18 protein-coding genes, 1 tRNA gene and 2 rRNA genes are annotated in these 19,352 nt (G+C 56.4%); 17 read left to right on the top strand and 4 right to left on the bottom strand.

The annotated features are described in order from the left end of the window. The 10 genes from QZ517_RS02315 to QZ517_RS02360 form a co-directional block, all read left to right on the top strand. A 23S ribosomal RNA gene (locus QZ517_RS02315) occupies positions 1–147 on the top strand; the annotation flags it as partial. Positions 148–308: 161 nt separating this feature from the next. Beyond that, positions 309–423, top strand: a 5S ribosomal RNA gene (gene rrf / locus QZ517_RS02320). Between the two features lie 157 nt (positions 424–580). Further along, positions 581–657: transfer RNA gene (locus QZ517_RS02325), tRNA-Met, on the top strand. A gap of 703 nt (positions 658–1,360) precedes the next feature. Continuing rightward, positions 1,361–2,131 (top strand): SDR family oxidoreductase, encoded by a 771-nt coding sequence (locus tag QZ517_RS02330; protein ID WP_294221483.1) that lies wholly within the window; start codon positions 1,361–1,363, stop codon positions 2,129–2,131. Further along, positions 2,106–3,278 (top strand): acyl-CoA dehydrogenase family protein, encoded by a 1,173-nt coding sequence (locus QZ517_RS02335; RefSeq protein ID WP_294221486.1) that lies wholly within the window; start codon positions 2,106–2,108, stop codon positions 3,276–3,278. Before QZ517_RS02330 ends, QZ517_RS02335 begins: the two co-directional genes overlap by 26 nt. Positions 3,279–3,288: 10 nt before the next feature. Next, entirely contained in the window at positions 3,289–4,461 is a 1,173-nt protein-coding gene (locus QZ517_RS02340) for a thiolase domain-containing protein (protein WP_294221489.1), read from the top strand. After that, positions 4,458–4,856 (top strand): Zn-ribbon domain-containing OB-fold protein, encoded by a 399-nt coding sequence (locus QZ517_RS02345; protein WP_294221492.1) that lies wholly within the window; start codon positions 4,458–4,460, stop codon positions 4,854–4,856. The genes QZ517_RS02340 and QZ517_RS02345 overlap by 4 nt, the downstream gene beginning before the upstream one ends. Then, the gene (locus QZ517_RS02350) at positions 4,853–6,058 is read left to right on the top strand and encodes a CoA transferase (RefSeq protein WP_294221495.1); all 1,206 of its coding nucleotides are present in this window, start codon (positions 4,853–4,855) and stop codon (positions 6,056–6,058) included. Before QZ517_RS02345 ends, QZ517_RS02350 begins: the two co-directional genes overlap by 4 nt. A 15-nt stretch (positions 6,059–6,073) precedes the next feature. Then, entirely contained in the window at positions 6,074–6,973 is a 900-nt protein-coding gene (locus QZ517_RS02355; RefSeq protein ID WP_294221498.1) for a CoA ester lyase, read from the top strand. A 3-nt stretch (positions 6,974–6,976) separates the two neighbouring features. Beyond that, entirely contained in the window at positions 6,977–8,179 is a 1,203-nt protein-coding gene (locus tag QZ517_RS02360; protein ID WP_294221501.1) for a CoA transferase, read from the top strand. A 110-nt stretch (positions 8,180–8,289) separates the two neighbouring features. Here the strand turns inward: QZ517_RS02360 and QZ517_RS02365 are convergent, their stop codons facing one another. The 4 genes from QZ517_RS02365 to QZ517_RS02380 are packed head-to-tail and all read right to left on the bottom strand — an operon-like array spanning position 8,290 to position 12,564. Then, positions 8,290–8,691: a lipocalin-like domain-containing protein gene (locus QZ517_RS02365; protein WP_294221504.1), complete on the bottom strand. Its 402-nt coding sequence runs from the start codon at positions 8,689–8,691 to the stop codon at positions 8,290–8,292. 11 nt (positions 8,692–8,702) lie between these two features. Further along, positions 8,703–10,100: a hypothetical protein gene (locus QZ517_RS02370; RefSeq protein WP_294221507.1), complete on the bottom strand. Its 1,398-nt coding sequence runs from the start codon at positions 10,098–10,100 to the stop codon at positions 8,703–8,705. Then, positions 10,097–11,374: an acetyl-CoA hydrolase/transferase C-terminal domain-containing protein gene (locus QZ517_RS02375; protein WP_294221511.1), complete on the bottom strand. Its 1,278-nt coding sequence runs from the start codon at positions 11,372–11,374 to the stop codon at positions 10,097–10,099. Before QZ517_RS02375 ends, QZ517_RS02370 begins: the two co-directional genes overlap by 4 nt. Continuing rightward, on the bottom strand, positions 11,371–12,564 hold the full coding sequence (locus QZ517_RS02380; RefSeq protein WP_294221514.1) for a CaiB/BaiF CoA-transferase family protein: 1,194 nt from the start codon (positions 12,562–12,564) through the stop codon (positions 11,371–11,373). Before QZ517_RS02380 ends, QZ517_RS02375 begins: the two co-directional genes overlap by 4 nt. A gap of 221 nt (positions 12,565–12,785) precedes the next feature. On the opposite strand from QZ517_RS02380, the gene QZ517_RS02385 reads away from it, so the two are divergent. Genes QZ517_RS02385 through QZ517_RS02415 form a run of 7 tightly spaced genes read left to right on the top strand, consistent with a single transcriptional unit; the run spans position 12,786 to position 19,280 of the window. Beyond that, the gene (locus QZ517_RS02385; RefSeq protein ID WP_294221516.1) at positions 12,786–13,247 is read left to right on the top strand and encodes a MaoC family dehydratase; all 462 of its coding nucleotides are present in this window, start codon (positions 12,786–12,788) and stop codon (positions 13,245–13,247) included. After that, positions 13,247–14,440 carry an acyl-CoA dehydrogenase family protein gene (locus QZ517_RS02390; RefSeq protein WP_294221519.1) on the top strand — a complete coding sequence of 398 codons (1,194 nt, stop codon included), beginning with the start codon at positions 13,247–13,249 and terminating at the stop codon, positions 14,438–14,440. The genes QZ517_RS02385 and QZ517_RS02390 overlap by 1 nt, the downstream gene beginning before the upstream one ends. 5 nt (positions 14,441–14,445) lie before the next feature. Beyond that, positions 14,446–15,567: an acyl-CoA dehydrogenase family protein gene (locus QZ517_RS02395; protein WP_294221522.1), complete on the top strand. Its 1,122-nt coding sequence runs from the start codon at positions 14,446–14,448 to the stop codon at positions 15,565–15,567. A gap of 10 nt (positions 15,568–15,577) precedes the next feature. After that, positions 15,578–16,729: an acyl-CoA dehydrogenase family protein gene (locus QZ517_RS02400; RefSeq protein WP_294221525.1), complete on the top strand. Its 1,152-nt coding sequence runs from the start codon at positions 15,578–15,580 to the stop codon at positions 16,727–16,729. A gap of 21 nt (positions 16,730–16,750) precedes the next feature. Next, positions 16,751–17,665, top strand: coding sequence for an SDR family NAD(P)-dependent oxidoreductase (locus QZ517_RS02405; RefSeq protein WP_294221528.1), 915 nt, complete (start codon positions 16,751–16,753; stop codon positions 17,663–17,665). Positions 17,666–17,676: 11 nt separating this feature from the next. After that, positions 17,677–18,477 carry an enoyl-CoA hydratase gene (locus QZ517_RS02410; protein WP_294221531.1) on the top strand — a complete coding sequence of 267 codons (801 nt, stop codon included), beginning with the start codon at positions 17,677–17,679 and terminating at the stop codon, positions 18,475–18,477. A 2-nt stretch (positions 18,478–18,479) separates the two neighbouring features. Beyond that, positions 18,480–19,280 carry an SDR family oxidoreductase gene (locus QZ517_RS02415; protein ID WP_294221534.1) on the top strand — a complete coding sequence of 267 codons (801 nt, stop codon included), beginning with the start codon at positions 18,480–18,482 and terminating at the stop codon, positions 19,278–19,280. The last annotated feature ends 72 nt before the right edge of the window (positions 19,281–19,352 follow it).

Here is a 19,352-nt window from a genome sequence, read left to right on the forward strand (position 1 = left end):
AACCGCTGAAGGCATCTAAGCGGGAAGCCCCCCTCAAAACAAGGTATCCCTGAGGACCGAGGTAGACCACCTCGTCGATAGGCCAGAGATGTAAGTGCGGTAACGCATTCAGTTGACTGGTACTAATGGTCCGATAGGCTTGATTTGATCCAGTAAAAGACAGACTTTTACCAGACACATCAAAAGCATACACACAACACAATACAGTCGTACATGACTTGGACACCAACGATATCAAGTGAAACCAACCAGGGTGCTCAAGTAGCCCCCCGGGCGGTAGCACAAATATCATGAGGCCGTTTACTCGGTTTGGTGATCATAGCGCGAGTGAAACACCCGGTCCCATCCCGAACCCGGAAGTTAAGCACCGTAGCGCCGATGGTACTGCATCTTAAGGTGTGGGAGAGTAGGTCATCGCCAAACCTAATAAACGACCTCAAAACGTATCTCTCTACGATGATAAAAGAATACCTTCAGAACAAAATAACGTCCTGAAGGGCGACAGATCTCAAAAACCAACCGGTCAAGAGATCAAGTAGGCCTCAAGTAGCCCTCCGGGCGGTAGGCCAACTAAAAGCGTCGCGGGATGGAGCAGCCCGGTAGCTCGTCAGGCTCATAACCTGAAGGTCGTAGGTTCAAATCCTACTCCCGCAACCAATAATGTCGAACTAGCCACCTTCGGGTGGCTTTTGGCGTCTTGGGCCACCCCAGATCCGACGACAAGTGATCCCTAAGATCACGTAAGGAACCTCCTCACCTCGACACGCTCAAAAATACCCGCGTGCGCACAATCAATCACAGACCATGGCTACGGCATGGTTTGGCATGAGCCGTCTTGCTTGGACGCCTTCTTCGAAACTTCGAGCCCGTCATGCCGCCATGGGGGCGACGGATGTTTTTTTCGCCGGTCGGTAAGGCGTCTCGAGCGGGGTAACCTGGTAATTGTCCCTTCCGGCCTGATCGGTAAGTTCGCCATGAATATCCCCCTCATCCCCAAAACACTGCTGGACCACTTCAGAAGAGAGGAAGCAGCGCAGGTCGGTAGGGTTTATCCGCGCTTTGGTGGCGGCAATTGCCGTTTGACAGTGGTGCAACTGGGGGCCGCATGGGCGGGGGGGCATCACCCGCCGCCTCGCTTCGATAATGTGGAATACTTCCGTATAATCGTCACATCCCGGCAGAGCTTTCGCTGCTTCAGCGATCATTCATGAGGTTGGGCGGATGCCCGATGCCAGATGATCGCTGTTTTTACACCGGGATATTAGCAGCAAGGCTTGATTAGTTGGCTTTCGAGTGTATAACCGAACAAGTATCGAATATCCGAACTATGGCATTGAAGCTGACTTAATTGGAGGATCGCATGTCCAATCCGATGGATTTAAGTGGACGAAATATACTTGTGACGGGTGCTGCCCAAGGCATTGGTGAAGCTGTGGCGCGTATGGCGCACGGCATGGGTGCCAAAGTGATCCTCAACGACATGCAGCAGGACAAGCTGGACGCCATTGCCTGCGATCTTGGTGATAGAGCTGAAGTGCATGTTGGATCAGTTGCGGATTATGACTTTGTGCAGAGCATGGTGGCCTCGGCGGTTGCAACAAACGGTGCCATTCACGGGCTGGTCAACAACGCCGGTATCGTGCGCGCGGCGATGGCCAAGAACATGACGCAGGAGACCTGGCAGCAGGTGATAGATGTCAACCTGAGTGGCGTGTTCTATTGCCTGCAGGCGGTGGGCCAGCACATGTTGCAGCGTCGTGAGGCTGGGGATACTTCGCCCGCGTCGATCGTCAATATCTCGTCTGATGCCGGGCGGCGCGGCACCATTGGTCAAATCAACTATGGTGCGGCCAAATCCGGCGTGATGGGCTTGACCATGTCGTCAGCACGCGAGTGGTCGCAGTTTGATGTGCGTATCAATTCGGTGCTGTTTGGCGTGGTGGAAACACCAATGACTGAAGTGATCCGGTCAGACAAGTTCCGCGACGGGGTGATGGCGCAGGTGCCGATGGGTCGGTTTTCAAAACCCGAAGAAAGCTGCCAGCCAGTTTGTTTCCTGCTGAGCGAGGCGGCAAGTTACATCACCGGCCAGCATTTGTCGGTGAATGGGGGCTATACCATTGGCGTTTGATTTCTCTGAAACACAACAGATGATCCGCGACACCATCGCCAAGGTCTGTGAGCCCTTCGACGATCACTACTGGCTGCAACGCGACACTGACGGGCAGTTCCCGGATGAGTTCTGTGACGCCATTGCAGGTGCGGGGATGTTGGGCATCGCCATGCCTGAAGACTACGGCGGTTCGGGACTTGGCATCACTGAGGCGGCGACCATGGTGCAGGCGATCACTGAAACCGGGGCAGCCAATGCGGGATTTGCCTCGATTGCGATCAATATATTCGGTCTGAACCCGGTGGTGGTCTTTGGCACCGATGAGCAAAAAAAACGCTGGTTGCCGCCGATCATCAGACGCGCGGACACCGCCTGTTTTGCGGTCACCGAACCGAACACCGGGTTGGATACCACCCGGCTGAAAACCCGCGCGGTCTGGGACGGCAAACACTATGTGGTGCATGGCCAGAAGACCTGGACCTCGACAGCGCAAAAAGCCAACAAAATGCTGCTGATTGCCCGTACTCACGAGACCGAGCGCCCGATTGATGGGCTCAGCCTGTTCTACACCGATTTCAATCGAGACCATATCGAGGCGCGGGTGATCGACAAGATGGGCCGAAAATGTGTGGACAGCAATCAGGTCTTCATCGACGGCTTGAAGATTCCTAAGGAAGATCTGATTGGTGAAGAGGGCAAGGGTTTTCGCTATCTGCTGCATGGTCTGAATGCGGAGCGCATCCTGATCTCAGCCTCGCTGGTCGGGATTGGCCGTTGCGCGCTGGACCGCGCCGCAACCTATGCCCGCGACCGCGAGGTGTTTGGCCGTCAGATCGGCAAGAACCAGGGCATCCAGCATCCGCTGGCCGAAAGCTGGGCTGAGTTGGAGGCGGCCAATCTGATGGCCTTCCGTGCTGCGGAACTCTACGATTCAGGTCGTGAATGCGGCAAGGAAGCCAATGCTGGCAAATACCTGGCAGGTGAGGCGGCGTTTAAGGCGACCACCAATGCGGTGATGACCCATGGCGGCATGGGCTATGCCAAAGAATTCCATGTGGAACGCTATATGCGCGAGGCGCTGATCCACCGGATTGCCCCAGTCAGCCCGCAATTGATCCTGTGTTATCTGGCCGAGAAAGCGCTTGGCCTGCCAAAATCCTATTGAGGGAAGCATCATGAGCAGATCAGCAAAAGCCTATATCGCGGGCATCTATGAGCATCCCACCCGCAAAGCCGTAGACAAGACGGTGCCTATGTTGCACGCCGAAGTGGCCCGTGGGGCGTTGGCGGATGCGGGATTGACCAAAGACGACGTCGACGGGTTCTTCTGTGACGGTTCGGTGCCTGGCTTGGGCGGCATGGTTTTGGCTGAATATATGGGGCTGAACCTGAAATACACAGATTGCACCGAAACTGGTGGGTCATCTTACATCATCCACGTGGGTCACGCCATGGAGGCCATAGCTGCTGGCAAGTGTAACGTCGCTCTCATCACACTTGCGGGCCGTCCCCGTGCCGAGGGTCTTCAAGCCCTTGGTGCGCGGGCGCGGGGCGAGGACTCACCTGAACGTGGTTTTGAAGTGCCCTATGGGCCCATGGTAACCAATCTCTATGCCATGGCGGCTATGCGGCACATGCACGAATACGGCACCACTTCAGAACAGCTGGCCTGGGTCAAGGTGGCTGCCAGCCACCATGCCCAGCACAATGAACATGCCATGCTGCGCGATGTGGTGACGGTCGAGGACGTGGTCAATTCACCGATGATCTCGGACCCGCTGCACCGGCTGGATTGCTGCGTAATATCTGACGGTGGCGGTGCGCTGGTGGTGGTGTCGCCAGAAATTGCCAAAACTCTTGGGGATCGCTGTGTCAAAGTTCTGGGGCAAGGCGCTGGCGTAAAACACCTAAACGGTGGCCGCTTTGATCTGACATATACAGGCGCGGCGATTTCGGGGGCCATTGCCTTTGACGAGGCAGGGCTGACTCCTGCGGATATGGATTATGCCAGTATTTATGACAGCTTCACCATCACTGTGCTGGAAACGCTCGAAGACCTAGGTTTCTGCGAAAAGGGGCAGGGTGGTGCCTTTGTCAGCGACGGAAATCTGATTTCCGGTGTAGGCAAGCTGCCGTTTAATACGGACGGTGGGGGGTTGTGTAATAACCACCCGGCCAATCGCGGCTCGATGACCAAGGTGATTGAAGCGGTGCGGCAGTTGCGTGGTGAAGCACACCCAAAGGTGCAGGTGCCAGATTGCCAACTCGCCTTGGCCCACGGCACAGGCGGACAGATTTCTCAACGCACTGGAGCGGCAACGCTGATTATGGGGGTGAATGACGCATGAGTGCCAAGATGTATATCGATCCGACCATCACGATGGAATCCGAAGCCTATTGGCAGGCTGCCAACGAGGGCAAACTGCTGGTCAAACGTTGTGGCGATTGTGGTCAGGTGCATTTCTTCCCGCGGGCGATCTGTCCTGAGTGTTTCTCCAGCAATACAGAATGGCAGGAAGCCAGCGGCAAGGGGCGGATCTATTCCTATTCCGTTACGCGACGCGCCGAGGTGCCCTATGCCATTGCTTATGTGACGTTAGAAGAAGGTGTCACAATGCTGAGCAATATTGTCGAGGCGGACCTGAATGCGCTGGCCGTGGACATGCCGGTTGAAGTGGTGTTTGGCAAAACAAGAAATGGTCAGGCGTTGCCGCTGTTCCGCCCAGTAGAGGCGAGCACATGACGCGGCCTCTAGATGGGATCAAAATTGTTGATCTGACCAATATGCTGATGGCGCCTTATACCACACAGGTTCTTGGGGACATGGGCGCCGACGTGATCAAGGTGGAGCCGCCGGAGGGCGACCCGATCCGCAAGATCGGTCCCTATCGCAATCCCGGTATGGGGCCGATTTTCCTCAACACCAACCGGTCGAAACGGTCAATTGTTTTGGACCTGAAAACTCAGGACGGCCACGCCGCAGTGATCGAGCTGATCAAGCGAGCGGATGTGCTGATCTACAATCGGCGCCCGCAGGTGATGGAGCGGCTGGGACTGTCATATGAGGTGGCTAAAGCAGTTAATCCGCGCATCATCTATGCGGGTATTTTTGGCTATGGGCAGGAGGGTCCTTATGCGGCCAAACCCGCCTTTGATGATCTGATACAGGGGGCGGTGGCAATACCTGCATTGGCGCAACAGGCCAGCGGTGGCGATCCGGTTTATTCCCCGGCAGCGATTATCGATCGCGGAGTTGGGCTTTGGGCCGTCGGGCAAATCAATGCGGCGCTGTTCCATCAGTTGCGTACGGGGGAAGGTCAGCGCATCGACATGCCGATGTTTGAAATGATGGCGACCTTTGTGTTGGGCGAGCATTTCTCAGGGCAGACTTATGAACCCGCCATCGGCCCGCCGGGCTATGCGCGGCTGTTGTCTTCGGACCGGCGGCCTTATCCCACCAAGGACGGCTATGTCTGCGTGATGGTCTATACCGACAGGCACTGGCAGGCTTATTTCGATGCACTTGGCACGCCCGAGGTGTTTGAAGGTGACCCGCGCTTTGCCAGCATGACAACCCGTACCGAGAATATCGACAGCATTTATGCGGAATTGGCCGAGACCCTGCTGACCCGTTCCAGCGACGAGTGGCTGGCGTTCTTTGATGCGGCGGATATTCCGGCGATGCCATTGAATACGGCGGAAGATCTGATCAGTGACCCGCATCTAAATGCGGTTGGATTTTTCAAATCGGTTCAGCATCCCAGCGAGGGCAGCATTTACGATATGGAGGTGCCGTCGACTTGGTCGGCAACACAGCCCGCGCCAGACAAGCTGGCACCGCGGCTGGGCGAGCATTCCACTGACATTCTGCAGGAAATTGGTTTTGACGCGGAGCAGATTTCTCAAATGATGACGTCGGGCGCCACTGCGGCCCCGAGCAACTGACAGGACACCACATAGATGCGGATAATTCGATCCTGGCTGTTTGTGCCAGCTGACAGTGAGCGAAAATTGGCCAGGGGGCGGGAGAACCCAGCAGATGCGCTGATCCTTGATCTGGAAGATGCGGTGGCGGACGACCGTCAGGAGATCGCCCGCGAGTTGGCGCAGGCTTATTTGAAGAAACATGAGAACCGCAGCCGGCAGCAGCTCTGGGTGCGGGTCAATCCGCTGGATCATGACTTCTCGCTGCTGGATCTCGCTGCGGTGATGCCGGGCGCGCCGGATGGGATTGTTCTGCCCAAGGTGAACTCGGCCGCTGACATCAACCGGCTGGCAGAACGATTGGCGGCGTTGGAAGCGTCCAATGGCATTGAGATCGGTGCCACCAAGATCCTGTCGGTGGCAACTGAAACCGCAGAGGCGCTGTTGACGTTTCATACCTATCTGCAAGGGGTCAGTGACCGGCTGGTGGCGCTGACTTGGGGCGGCGAAGATCTGGCGGCTGCGTTAGGAGCCTCGACAAACCGGCATCCGGCAACGGGCGACTATGACTATCCGTTCCAGCATGCCCGCACCATGTGCTTGACCACGGCCCGCGCGGTGGATGCACAGCCAGTTGGTGTAGTGGTAACAAATTTCCGCGACGACGAGCTGCTGCGCCGCGACTGCGTATATGACCGCCAGTCGGGGTTTATCGGCAAGATCGCCATTCATCCTGCTCAATGCGAGGTGATCAACCAGGCCTTTACCCCTACGGAGGCCGAGGTCGAGTGGTCGCAGAAAGTGGTGGCGATATTTGAGCAAAACCCTGGGCTGGGCACCATCGGACTGGAAGGCAAGATGCTGGATATGCCGCATCTGAAACAGGCGCGAAACCTGCTGGAGCTGGCGGCGCAGATCAAGTTGGTTGGAGGATAAACCATGGCAGGCGCTTTGGATGGAGTTCGGATTGTCGATCTAACTACTGTTATTCTAGGTCCCTGGGCGACCCAGATGCTGGGAGACATGGGGGCAGATGTGATTAAGGTGGAAACCCATGTTGGTGATACCACCCGACACACTGGCGACCGGCGTAATCCGGAAATGGCGGCATTTTTTATGGCCACCAACCGCAACAAGCGCTCGGTGGTGTTGGACCTGCGCCAGGAGGAGGGGCGCGAGGCGCTGTTCAAACTGGTGGGCACGGCAGACGTCTTTGTGCACAATATGCGCCCATCGATCGCGACCAAACTGGGGCTGGATGACGAGAAGTTCCTGAAAGCCTACCCCAAGCTGGTCTACGTCAAGACCTATGGCTTTCGCGGTGACGGGCCGATGGCCAATAAACCGGCCTATGATGATGTGATTCAGGCCGCCAGCGGAGTGACCGACTTGAATACGGTGATTTCTGAAGGCGGCGAGCCTCGATATGTGCCGACGATCATGGCAGATAAGACCAGCTCGTTTCATGTGGTTTCGGCGGTTTTGGCGGCGCTGTACCACCGGGAAAAGAGTGGCGAAGGGCAGGTGATCGAAGTTCCGATGTTTGAGGCATTGGTGGATTACCTGATGGTTGAGCATATGAATGGCGCAGCGTTTGATCCGCCGATAGCGGATATGGGCTATGCGCGGCTATTGAACAAAATGCGTAAACCATACAAGACACAGGATGGGTATCTTTGCGTGCTGCCATATACCGATCAGAACTGGCAGGACATGTTCAAGATTGCCGGGCGTGAAGATCTGATGGAGGATCCGCGTTTTGTTGATCTGGCGACGCGGACACGCCATTCCGGTGAGATCTACGGCATACTAGAAGACTTGGTGGCGACGCGCAGTACTGCAGAACTGGAGAAAACGCTAAATGCGGCGGCAATCCCAGTGCAGAAAGTCAACACAAAGGAAGACTTGCTGAGCGATGAGCAGCTGGCGGCGACAGGGTTTTGGCAGTTTGCTGATCACCCAACCGAGGGGCGTATCCGCCTTACCGACCCGCCGGTGCGGTTTTCCAAGTCACCCAGCTCGATCCGCCTATTGCAGCCGCGCCTGGGCGAGCAGAGCGCGGAGGTGTTGGGCGAGGCGGGCTTCAGTGAGGAAGAGATTGCCGGGATGTTTGCCGCCGGTGTGAGTAAGGACGGGCGTTAAGCCGGTTCTCCCAGTCAAACCTGCGCTAGGGGAGGCGTGAAGCGCCTTCCCGTGGGAATGTCAGGCGCTGCCCGGCATAGCCGGGCACTGGCCATTGCCAATTTCAGGCATTAACTGACAGCCCGCTTCCATACCAGCACATGCTCATAGCGGGTGCCGGATTTACTTGTCTCCACCTCAGTGCGCAAAGTCATAAGATCTCCTTTGCGGTCCACATTGCGGATCAGCTTGCGGCCAATCCAATGCGGCAACGAGGAAAAGCTGACCTGATGGGCGATCCTGCCCTCGGCAAAGCTCCATTTCCCGCCATAGGACAGGCAGGTCTCGGCAGCAGCAGGCCCGTTTTTTGCCGCAAAATCAGCGCGCATCAGAAAGGCGCACATAAAGCCGTCTTCGGCATAGATAATCTGGCCCTCTGCGTCCTCGCCCATGGGGTAGCCCGAGGGGGTGCCATTTTTTAAGGCGGTCCAGCTTTGCAGCTGCCAGGTGCCGGTGAACGGGGGGGTACTCATGAGCGATGTCCTTAGTTGAGGATAAAAACGAGAACCGAAGATGCTGTCAGGACGTAGAGTGTGAAGGGCAGGTTCCATTTCATGCCTACGTCCAGAACCGGGCGATTGATGCAGCGGGCAGTCAGGCGAATGGTGGCGCCAAAAGGGGAAATGCCAGTCGATAGCGCCCAGGCTGCAGTTCCAGCGAAGGCCAGCGCATAAGGCGTGAAGGCAAAGCCTGACAGCCGGGCCAAAATCTCAATGCTGACCGAAACCGTGATGATTGGGTTGAGGCCGATGGGGGCGGTGAAGGTGATCAACCACATAGTCAGCACAAGTAGCCATGGTTCGGTAATGCCCAGGCCGGCGATGAACAATCCCAATGCCTGAGTGTCGATTTGTGTTGGCAGTACCACCGCAATAAAGCCGGCTGAGGCGAGTATGGCGATTTCGGAACGGGCGGTCACGATGTCGGGCAGCACCTGCCGATGCAGGCGCCTCTTGGTCAGGATCAAGGCCCCCATCGGCCCGGCGCGGCGGTTTTGCAGGGCAATCCAGCAAAGACCGAATAGCGGCACGCAGATCAGCAGGGCGGCAATGGGGCGGATTCCTGTCGCTGCGGCCAAGGCAATTGTGATGAGTAACACGCCAAAGGTCAGCGAGATCAGTGGGATCAACGACAGCAAGATGCTGCCCAAGGGGGCAGTCGCTGGAGCGCGTGGTGGTTGACGGTACGAGACTCTATCCAGGATCCAGCCAAATAATAAAAAACCCGCAGCTGTCGAAATGCCAAGTGGGAAGAACTGATACCAATCTAAATTGGGCACGGCTGACACCACCACAACCACGGTCACCGTGGTTGGTGCCCAAAGAGTGACAGCGGCAAAACCTCGTATCAAAGCCATGGTCATGCGTCGAAGTCTGATCTCTCTGATATGGGCGGGGTCGTTTGTTGGGCTGGCGTCAATGCTGCGCTGATTCATAGTGCCCAACAGGTTGATGGTGCCCACGCTTAACAGGAGTGCAAAAATATGTGCGCCAAGACTGATCATTGCATAGCGGCGACCAGGAGGTTGGCTGACGATGGTTTTGCCGCTGTCGAGCACCATGGCTGAGCCCATCGCAGCTGTGCGGAGAATATCGAGAGCAATGACAAACAGAGTGAAAAAGGCACTGCGTTGAATGGCGCGGTGCAATATGTCGGTGGTCAGCGTGCCACGCAGATAGTAGTAGGCACCGAGTAACAGGGCGGCGAGCACAGTGGCGCGAGCAATCCCCGCCATTGGGCGCCACTGCAGGACGGTGACAGTCAGCAACGCTGCACCAGCCAGAGGCGCGGCGGGTTGCAAGCTATGAAACTCAGCGCCGATGGCAAAACCACTGACCATAAGTAGTAGTGTGGCGCTGAGCATATCGCGGCGCTGCGTCATGGGCTGGGCCGGGTTTGATGGGCCGAGCGTTCAAGGGGCTCGCGATGCTGTGGTGCGGCAATTGCAGTCAATTCTTTGGCCCGCTGGGAAACTGTTTTACCGCGTAAATCAGCCACGCCATGCTCGGTGACCACCAGATCAACATCGCTGCGGGCGGTGGTAACTTGGGGCCCGGTTAGAGTGGCGGTGATACGGGTGCGGTCGCCGTTGGAGGTTGTAGAGGGAAGCGCAATAACTGACAGGCCATTTTCAGAATATGTGGCGGCGTGCATGAAATCCGGTTGCCCGCCGATGGCCCCTAGATACCGACTGCCGACCTGCTCCGCGTTGACCTGCCCCAGAAGATCAACTTGTAAAGCCGAATTGATCGCGACCAGATTGTCCAGCTGCGCCAGGACGGTGGCACCGTGCGTTTCATCGGTTTGCACCATGCAGAATTCGGGATTGTCTTGTAGGAAACGGGACAGTTTAGGCCCGCCGATGGCCACCGCACCAACGCCGATGCCGGGACGGTGGGCCTTGCGGCCATTGGTCAGCGCGCCAGAGTGAGTGAGATCGATAACTTCGTCGGTAATCAGGCCAGAATGTATTCCAAGATCGCGATGGTTGTTAAGGGCCCGCAGAATAGCCGAAGGTATGGTGCCGATGCCATATTGCAAGGTGGCGCCATCAGGGATGTACTCCGCCAGGTGTTGAGCGATGCGAGTTTCAACCGTACCCGGAGTGGGAGTGGCAAACGTGGGCAAAGTGTGGCTGCTGCGGATCGTGGCGGTGACTTTGCTCTCGTCCAATGGCCTGTCCATGCGGACCCAGGGCACTTCCGGATTGATCTCGGCCAGCACCACCCTGGCATGGTCGATCATGGTCGGCAGAACATCGTTACACCACCCCAGTGAGTGGCTGCCATCGGGACCCGGTGGGCTGATCTGAATGAACAGAACATCGGGCCGCAGGCTGCCACGGCGTATCAGTCCTGGCAATGCGGAATAACGGCATGGGATTATTTGCAGCAATCCCGCGTTGTGCAGTGGTGCAAGGCCGCCAAGCGCGCCATAGCTGAGCAGCGAAATTGCATCGCAGTGCTGCGGTTGCAGGTCCTCAGTTAAGGTTAGGCCAACAAAAGCACGGGTAGGGCCAAGGTCGTGGCGCTGCTCCAGATATTTGGCAATTAAGCTGCGCGGCTCACTCATGGCCTGCCCCCAAGAGACAAGATCCCCTGCGCGGATGAACTTTGCTAGGTCCAGCCGCTGCGGATCCATTGGCTCCAGGCTCATGAGGTGCCGCTGCCTTGCTGGAGCGACACTGCGCCAGAGTGATACAGCGCTCTGATTTCACTCGCGTCAAAGCCGAGGTCGGTCAGGATTTCGGTGCTGTGCTCCGACATTTTGGGCGCGGGGCCGTGGGTGGGCACCATATTGCCATTGGCAATGACAGGGAAAGGGACGGCAGGGCCATACTCCGTGTCTCGATGCAAACCGCGTGCTTTGGCCTGCGGGGTTTGGATTGCCTCAGTATTGCTGACGCAGATTGCGGCAGGCACGTCAGCTGGGTCAAACAAAGTAATCCAGTCTTGCGCGGGACAGGTGGCAAACATGTTGTCGAGGAGTGCCATCAGCGACTGGTGATTTTCCAGGCGCAATGCTTCGGTTGCAAATTCCGGACCACCAAGGGCAGGGGCGATGTCGGCGGTGACGGCAACCAAGTTGTGCCAGAACTTTTCCTCGACCACGGTCAATGCAATCTGCTTGCCGTCGCCGCAAAGAAATAAGTCATTGGCAGGATAGAGATGATCAATCGTGTCGTCGTTGGCGATAAAGCCAAAACGCAGAGCGCTGGAATACAGCACCGCCTCGTAGAGGCTGAGATCCAGTGTCTGGCCTTTTCCCTCTCGCAGCGCGGCAAGAATGGCCACTGCAGCAAAGGCGCCGCCCGCAATGTCGGCGATCGGTAGGGACGCTCGGCTGGGTGGCTGGCGTAACTGGCCGCGATAAGCCAAGGAACCGCCCATTGCGAGATATGCCAGATCATGCCCGGCCTTGGTTGCACATGGGCCGGTTTGGCCAAAACCGGAAAGCGAACAATAGACCAGATCGGGATTGGCGGCGTGGAACACCTCGGGCCCGAATCCGAGGCGTTTGGCGACTCCGGGGCGAAAGCCTTCGATGGCGACATCGCCATAGCGGGCCAGTTTCTCGATTACAGGGGCCGCATCGGGGGATTTCAAATCCAGTGCGATGCTTCTCTTGCCGCGATTGGCACCGTCAAACATGTGGCTTTTCATATGGCGCGCATAGTCCCCGCCTGGTGGCTCTACCTTGATGATCTCAGCGCCCAAATCGCCCAGAATCAACGTGGTCAGAGGCCCAGGCAGTAACATGGAGAAATCGATAACTCTGAGCCCTTTGAGTGGCGCCCATCCATTGTTTTCGGTCAGTTTTGGGTTGTGTTTCGTATTTTCGAACATCTGCCTGCGCTTTCGAGTTGGGCGGTATTTGCATGAATTCCCCCTGTTTTTCAGGTTTGTCGATCTTTGATGGAGGTTGGCCTCTGTTTTTTTGCTTTCAAATTTCTCTTGCCATGAAGGTTATTCGGATAATAGAACTAAATTCGAAAATACGCAAATAGCGAAAATAGGGTCTTGTGTAACGCCAAACACGGTGGCGCAGGGCGGCGGGAGGAATGCAAATGTCGGGATTGTGGTTTGAGGAGTTTGAAGAGGGGCGAGTCTTTGAGCATGCGTTGTCGCGGACCATCACGGAATACGACAACATGCAGTTCTGCAACGCGACGTTGAACACCCAGCCGCTGCATATCGATTTTCACTTTGCCGCCGAGACCGAGTTTGGCCAGCCGTTGGTCAATTCATTGCTGACGTTGGGCTGTGTGATCGGCATGACGGTGACAGAGACCACTTTGGGCACGACTATTGGCAATCTGGCGATGACCGATATCAATTTCCCGCGTCCGGTGTTTCATGGGGATACCATTCGTGCTCGGACCACGATCAAATCGGTCCGTGAAAGCAAGTCCCGACCCAATGACGGTATTGTGGTGTTTTTCCACGAAGGGCTGAACCAGCGGCGCGAAGTGGTGGCCACGTGCCTGCGCACGGCGCTCATGCGCAAACGCCCTCTTGAGGCTGCGTAATGGATCTGCAGTTCAGTGATGAGGATCTGGCGTTTCGCGACGAAGTCCGCGCCTTTCTAAAGACCAACTTGCCAGCCAATTTGCTGGACAGGTCTGACCGAGGCTTACATCCGATCAAGGAAGATATCGAAGCCTGGCAAAAAAGCCTTCACAAGAAAGGTTGGATCGCACCCAATTGGCCGGTGGAGTATGGCGGGACAGGTTGGTCGCTCACCCAGAAATACATCTATAATCGGGAGTATTTCCTGTCCGGCGCACCGCAGACAATCGCTTTTGGTCTAAATATGGTTGGCCCGGTTATCTATACCTTTGGCACTGAGGCGCAGAAGAACGAGTATCTGGGGGATATTCTGGCAAGCAACACCTGGTGGTGCCAAGGTTATTCCGAACCCGGATCGGGGTCAGATCTGGCCTCGCTGCGCACTAAGGCTGAGCGCGACGGTGATGACTACGTGATCAACGGGCAGAAAATCTGGACCAGTTTTGCCCAACATGCTGACATGATGTTCTGTCTGGTGCGCACCAACACCGAGTGCAAGCCGCAGGAGGGTATCAGCTTTATCCTCATTGACATGAATACACCGGGAATTGAGGTCCGCCCAATCATCGGGCTGGATCAGGATCACACATTGAACGAGGTGTTCTTTGAAAACGTCCGGGTACCTGCTCAAAACCTGATCGGGGAGGAGAATAAGGGCTGGACCTATGCCAAATACCTGTTGGGCCACGAGCGCAATATCATCGCTCGGGTCGCGCGCAGCCAGTATCAGCTTGCCCGTCTGAAGAAGATTGCGAGGCTGGAGCGCCGTGGAACCGGTCTCCTGATTGAAGACAATGATTTCCGCCGCCGCATTGCCAAGGTGGAAGTCGACTTGATGGCGCTGGAAGCAATGGAACTGCGCTATCTCTCGCAGGATATCGCCGGCAAGAAGTTGATGGCTGAACCTTCTGTCCTGAAAATTCGAGGGGCAGAGATCGCACAGGCGATCAAGACCCTGACGGTTGAGGCGCTTGGACCATACGGCATGGTTTACGAGGCCGAAGATCAGCTCACGATGCGCAATGACGGGCCGTTGGGGCCAGACTATGCGCATGGAGCCATGGCAGACCACCTCTATCAGCGCGCCGCCACGATCTACGGCGGCACCAACGAAATTCAGCGCAATATCATTGCCAAATTGATACTGAGGTAAGTGGCATGGACTTTGAACTTTCTGCTGAGCAGGCAATGCTGAAGGACAGCGTTGAGCGCTTTATTCAGGACAACTACGCATTTTCCCAATGGCAGGCGCTGGCGGGATCGGACTTGGGCTATTCCGCGAACAACTGGAAGACATTTGCCGAGATGGGCTGGTTGATGCTGCCTTTTGCAGAGGAAAACGGCGGGCTGGGCGGTAGCGTGGTGGATGTGGCCGTGGTGACCGAAGCGCTGGGCGCAGGCATGACATTGGAGCCTCTGATGTCTTCGGTACTGCTGGGTGGCAAGTTGGTCGAATATTTGGGTGATGAAATCCAAAAGGAAGCCATCTTGGGGGCGGTCGCTGAAGGCACCAAGACGTTGGCGTTGGCCTATGGTGAACCGGCTGCGCGTTTTGATCTTTCGTTTGCTGAGACCCGCGCCAGGAAAAGCGAAGCAGGCTATGTGCTGATTGGGCGCAAATCCGTGGTGTTGCACGCGGCTTCCGCAGATGGGTTGATAGTGATTGCTCGCACAGCTGGCGAGGCTGATGATGTCGCAGGGATCTCAGCCTTTCTGGTTGAGCCAGACGCGCCGGGGTTGCGGTGTCAAGACTATCCGTTGGTAGACGGTGGCCGGGCTTCGGATGTTTTCCTCGCGGATACTCCGGCGGAACTGCTGGGTGAAGAGGGGACGGCGCTAGCAGCGCTGCAACGGGTCATTGACGAAGCCACCTGTGCGGTGTGCGCTGAGGCGGTTGGTGCCATGGGGTGGGTTCTGGAAGTTACCAAGGACTACACCGCCACCCGCAACCAGTTCGGCAAGGCGATTGGCGACAATCAGGTCATTCAGCACCGGCTGGTGGACATGTTCACTGCCGTGGAAGAGGCCAAGGCGATCACGGACATGACTGTGATGCGTGTGGCGGAAGGCGCTGAAAATGCCTCTGCACAAGTCTCAGCAATGAAGGCCAAGGTGGGCGAAGCAGCGCGCTTTGTCGGGGCGCAGGGGGTGCAGCTGCATGGCGGCATCGGCATGACCGATGAATACCCGATCGGACATTATTTCAAACGGCTGATGGCGCTTGACGTGATGTTTGGCGACACCGCCCATCACCTAAATCGCTTTGCCGAGACAGTGTGAGGGATTGGTCATGAACGAACATCTGCAATCCATCGCGGACGGGGTCCAGTCAGTCTGTAGCCAGTTTGGCGATGATTATTGGTTGGCCCGCGACGAAGACGGTGTTTTTCCGCATGCGTTTCACAAGGCTCTGGCCGAGGCAGGATGGCTGGGCATCACCATGCCCGAGGAATATGGCGGTGCCGGACTGGGCGTCAGTGAAGCCGCCATCATGATGCATACCATTGCCAAATGCGGCGCGATGACCGCCGCCTCGGGCATTCACATCAATATGTTTGGCCCGCACCCAATCGTGGTTTACGGCACTGACGAGCAGAAAGCCAAATGGATCCCACCGTTGGTTCAAGGCAAGCACCGGGTCAGCTTTGGGGTCACAGAACCCAATGCCGGCCTAGACACCACTTCAATCACGACCTTTGCCGAGAGAGTCGATGGCGGCTGGGTCGTAAACGGCCGAAAGATTTGGAATTCCACCGCGCAGGTGGCGGACCGGATCATGCTGCTGGCGCGTACCGAAAAGCGTGAGGATGTAAAAAATCGGACCGACGGGATTTCGCTGTTCTATACCGATTTCGACCGCTCCAAAATCGAGGTCAAGCGGATCCCAAAAATGGGGCGCAAGGCTGTCGATTCCAACATGATCTTCTTTGACAACCTGTTCATCCCCGATGGCGATTTGATCGGGCAAGAGGGACGCGGGTTTTATCAGATCCTGGATGCAATGAACCCCGAGCGCATATTGATTGGTGCCGAGGCAGTTGGCATTGGCCAGGACGCCCTGCGCCGGGCCAGCGGCTATGCGGCGGAACGCGAGGTCTTTGGGCGCCCGATTGGCCAGAACCAGGGCATCCAGCATCCGTTGGCGGAAAACTGGATGGAGCTGGAAGCCGCTTGGCTGATGGTGATGAAAGGGGCTGAGCTTTATGACTCTGGCCAGTCCTGTGGTGCCGAGGCCAATGCGGCCAAGTTCCTGGGCGCCCGCGCCGGATATAACGCAGCGCTGCAGTCGGTGCTGACCCATGGCGGCATGGGCTACGCCAAAGAATACCATGTGGAGCGGTTGTTGCGCGAGGTGCTGATCACCCGCATCGCGCCGGTATCTGAACAGTTGATTTCATCCTTTATCGGCGAGCGCGTGTTGGGCCTGCCGAAATCTTATTGACCGCAGTGACAGGGGACGCACGTGGGACTTTTGCAAGATAAGACAATCATCGTGACGGGTGCTGGGCGCGGTGTCGGGAAATACATCGCGCTGATGGCCGCAGCTGAAGGCGCCAATGTGGTGGTCAATGATTTGGGTGCGGGGGTCAGCGACCAAAAAGCCGATACTGGACCCGCCGAAGAGGTGGCATCTGAGATACGGGCGGCAGGTGGCCGCGCGATTGCCGATACTCATTCGGTGGCCGATTGGGATCAGGCCCATGCCATCGTTGAAAATGCGCTGGACAATTTCGGCCAGCTCGACGGCATCGTGAACAACGCCGGCCTGTTGCGTGACGGTATTTTTCACAAGATGACCAAAGAGGATTGGGAAAATGTTATTTCCGTCCACCTGAACGGATCCTTCTTTGTCAGTCGGGCAGCTGCGGCACATTTCAAGATGCGGGCCACAGGGTCGATTGTTCATATGACCTCGACCTCCGGGTTGGTGGGAAATCTTGGCCAAGCAAACTATGCAGCGGCCAAGATGGGAATTGCCGGGCTCAGCCGTTCGATCTCGATCGATATGGCGCGGTTTGGGGTTCGGTCGAATTGTGTTGCGCCTTGGGCCTTTACCCGCATGACCGGCTCGATCCCCGAGGATAATCCTTTGTATCAGGAACGCGTGGCAATGCTGGACAAGCTGAGCCATGGGCAGAAGGTGGCGCCGCTTGCGGTGGCCTTGTTGGCCGATAGCGCAAACGGGATCACTGGACAGATCTTTGGCGCGCGCGCCAACGAACTGTACTGCTTTAGCCAGCCGAGACCGGTTCATACGGCACATGAAAGCACCGGCTGGACGGCGCAAGCAATTGCCGAAACGGCTTTTCCTCAAATGCAGCGCAGTATGACGCCAGCGGATACTTCACCCAGCTATTTCAACTGGAACCCGGTATAAGGAGCGTGCTCATGACTGATCATTTGCTTGTCGATCATCAGGACGGCATCACCACACTGACCATGAACCGTCCCAAAGTGCTGAATGCGCTGTCGCTGGATATGCGCCATGCCATGTTCGACGCGGTGGACGAAATTGAAAATGACCCCAAAGTCCGCTGTGTGGTGCTCAAAGGCGCTGGTGGCAACTTCATGGCCGGCGGGGACGTCAAAAACTTCGCCGCCGAGATTGCGCCAATGCCGCCAGAAAAGCGGAAGGTCTACTTTGAACGCCGTGTTCATTCGTTGCATCCAATGATGTTTCAGTTGCAACGGATGCAAAAGCCGGTGATTGCCAGTGTCGAGGGGGCTGCCGCCGGTGCGGGCATGTCCTTTATGATGGCTTGTGATTTGGCCATCGCAGCCAACAATTCCATCTTCCGGTTCTCATATTCAGCGATTGGCGCAAGCCCTGATGGCAGTGGCAGTTATAACCTTCCTCGTCTGGCTGGAACACGACGGGCGATGGAACTGGCACTTTTGGGCGACAAAATTGATGCAGAAACCGCGCTCCGTTACAACTTGGTGAACTTCCTTGTTGCTCCAGAAGATATCGAGGCCGAGACCAACAAGCTGGCGACCCGTTTGGCCAGCGGGCCAACTCAATCTTACGGGCGCATCAAGGAACTGATGTACGCCAGCCATGCCAACAGCATTGAAAGCCAGTTGGCACTGGAAGCGCAAAATTTTGGTCTATGTGCCGCCACTGATGATTGGGCTGAAGGCGTTACCGCTTTCGCCGAAAAGCGCATGCCTGTTTTTAAGGGGAAATAGGTATGTTCGACTTTTCCGGAAAGAATGTGATCGTGTCGGGAGGCACCAGCGGCATCAACCTTGGGATTGCAGAAAGCTTCGCTCTCGCTGGGGCGAATGTTTTTGTGTTTTCACGCAGTGCTAGCAAAGTGGCTTTGGCTGTGGACCGGCTGAGGGCGCTGGGCGCTCAGGCCGACGGATGTGCAACCGACGTGCGCGATTTTGATGCGGTTTCTTCCGCGTTTTCTCAATGCACAGATACCTTCGGAAAACTGGATGTGGTTGTTTCAGGCGCCGCCGGCAATTTTCCCTGTTTGGCAAAGAATTTGTCTTCCAATGGGTTTCGCGCGGTGATGGAAATTGACCTTCTGGGGACCCATCACGTGATGCATGCGGCCTATCCCCATTTGAAAAAGCCGGGCGCATCAGTGATCAACATATCTTCCGCCCATTCCGCAAACGCAATGATTGGTCAAAGTCATGTCTGTGCGGCCAAGGCAGGAATTGATCAGATAACCCGCTCTCTTGCCCTGGAGTGGGGCCCGGAAGGAATTCGGGTGAATTCAGTTTTGCCCGGGCCAATCGAAGGTTCAGGTGGCATGGCAAAGCTATTTCCAACCAAGGAATTAATGGATGCAAAGTTGGCCTCTATTCCGATGAGAAGGTTGGGGCGCAACGAAGAGATTGGCAATCTATGTTTGTATCTGTCCTCGGATATGGGGACCTATATCACCGGTGGTACCATTCCTTGTGATGGCGGCTCTGAGTTGAACATTCAGCCCACACGCTATGAGGGCTACTTGAATGAGGACAGCCCCGCGTGACACCTGTGGCTCCGACATTGACAATGACACCTCTGCCGTTAAGGTGGTTCGTATATAGGGACAATATACTTA

Origin of the sequence: uncultured Shimia sp. (genome assembly GCF_913054185.1) — a bacterium.
In the GTDB taxonomy this organism is placed as follows: domain Bacteria; phylum Pseudomonadota; class Alphaproteobacteria; order Rhodobacterales; family Rhodobacteraceae; genus Shimia.

Excerpts from the sequence above, each read along its gene's own strand:
- QZ517_RS02330 (WP_294221483.1), top strand. The coding sequence starts at position 1,361 with ATGTCCAATCCGATGGATTTAAGTGGACGAAATATACTTGTGACGGGT.
- QZ517_RS02335 (WP_294221486.1), top strand. The coding sequence starts at position 2,106 with ATGGGGGCTATACCATTGGCGTTTGATTTCTCTGAAACACAACAGATG.
- QZ517_RS02340 (WP_294221489.1), top strand. The coding sequence starts at position 3,289 with ATGAGCAGATCAGCAAAAGCCTATATCGCGGGCATCTATGAGCATCCC.
- QZ517_RS02345 (WP_294221492.1), top strand. The coding sequence starts at position 4,458 with ATGAGTGCCAAGATGTATATCGATCCGACCATCACGATGGAATCCGAA.
- QZ517_RS02350 (WP_294221495.1), top strand. The coding sequence starts at position 4,853 with ATGACGCGGCCTCTAGATGGGATCAAAATTGTTGATCTGACCAATATG.
- QZ517_RS02355 (WP_294221498.1), top strand. The coding sequence starts at position 6,074 with ATGCGGATAATTCGATCCTGGCTGTTTGTGCCAGCTGACAGTGAGCGA.
- QZ517_RS02360 (WP_294221501.1), top strand. The coding sequence starts at position 6,977 with ATGGCAGGCGCTTTGGATGGAGTTCGGATTGTCGATCTAACTACTGTT.
- QZ517_RS02365 (WP_294221504.1), bottom strand. The coding sequence starts at position 8,691 with ATGAGTACCCCCCCGTTCACCGGCACCTGGCAGCTGCAAAGCTGGACC.
- QZ517_RS02370 (WP_294221507.1), bottom strand. The coding sequence starts at position 10,100 with ATGACGCAGCGCCGCGATATGCTCAGCGCCACACTACTACTTATGGTC.
- QZ517_RS02375 (WP_294221511.1), bottom strand. The coding sequence starts at position 11,374 with ATGAGCCTGGAGCCAATGGATCCGCAGCGGCTGGACCTAGCAAAGTTC.
- QZ517_RS02380 (WP_294221514.1), bottom strand. The coding sequence starts at position 12,564 with ATGTTCGAAAATACGAAACACAACCCAAAACTGACCGAAAACAATGGA.
- QZ517_RS02385 (WP_294221516.1), top strand. The coding sequence starts at position 12,786 with ATGTCGGGATTGTGGTTTGAGGAGTTTGAAGAGGGGCGAGTCTTTGAG.
- QZ517_RS02390 (WP_294221519.1), top strand. The coding sequence starts at position 13,247 with ATGGATCTGCAGTTCAGTGATGAGGATCTGGCGTTTCGCGACGAAGTC.
- QZ517_RS02395 (WP_294221522.1), top strand. The coding sequence starts at position 14,446 with ATGGACTTTGAACTTTCTGCTGAGCAGGCAATGCTGAAGGACAGCGTT.
- QZ517_RS02400 (WP_294221525.1), top strand. The coding sequence starts at position 15,578 with ATGAACGAACATCTGCAATCCATCGCGGACGGGGTCCAGTCAGTCTGT.
- QZ517_RS02410 (WP_294221531.1), top strand. The coding sequence starts at position 17,677 with ATGACTGATCATTTGCTTGTCGATCATCAGGACGGCATCACCACACTG.
- QZ517_RS02415 (WP_294221534.1), top strand. The coding sequence starts at position 18,480 with ATGTTCGACTTTTCCGGAAAGAATGTGATCGTGTCGGGAGGCACCAGC.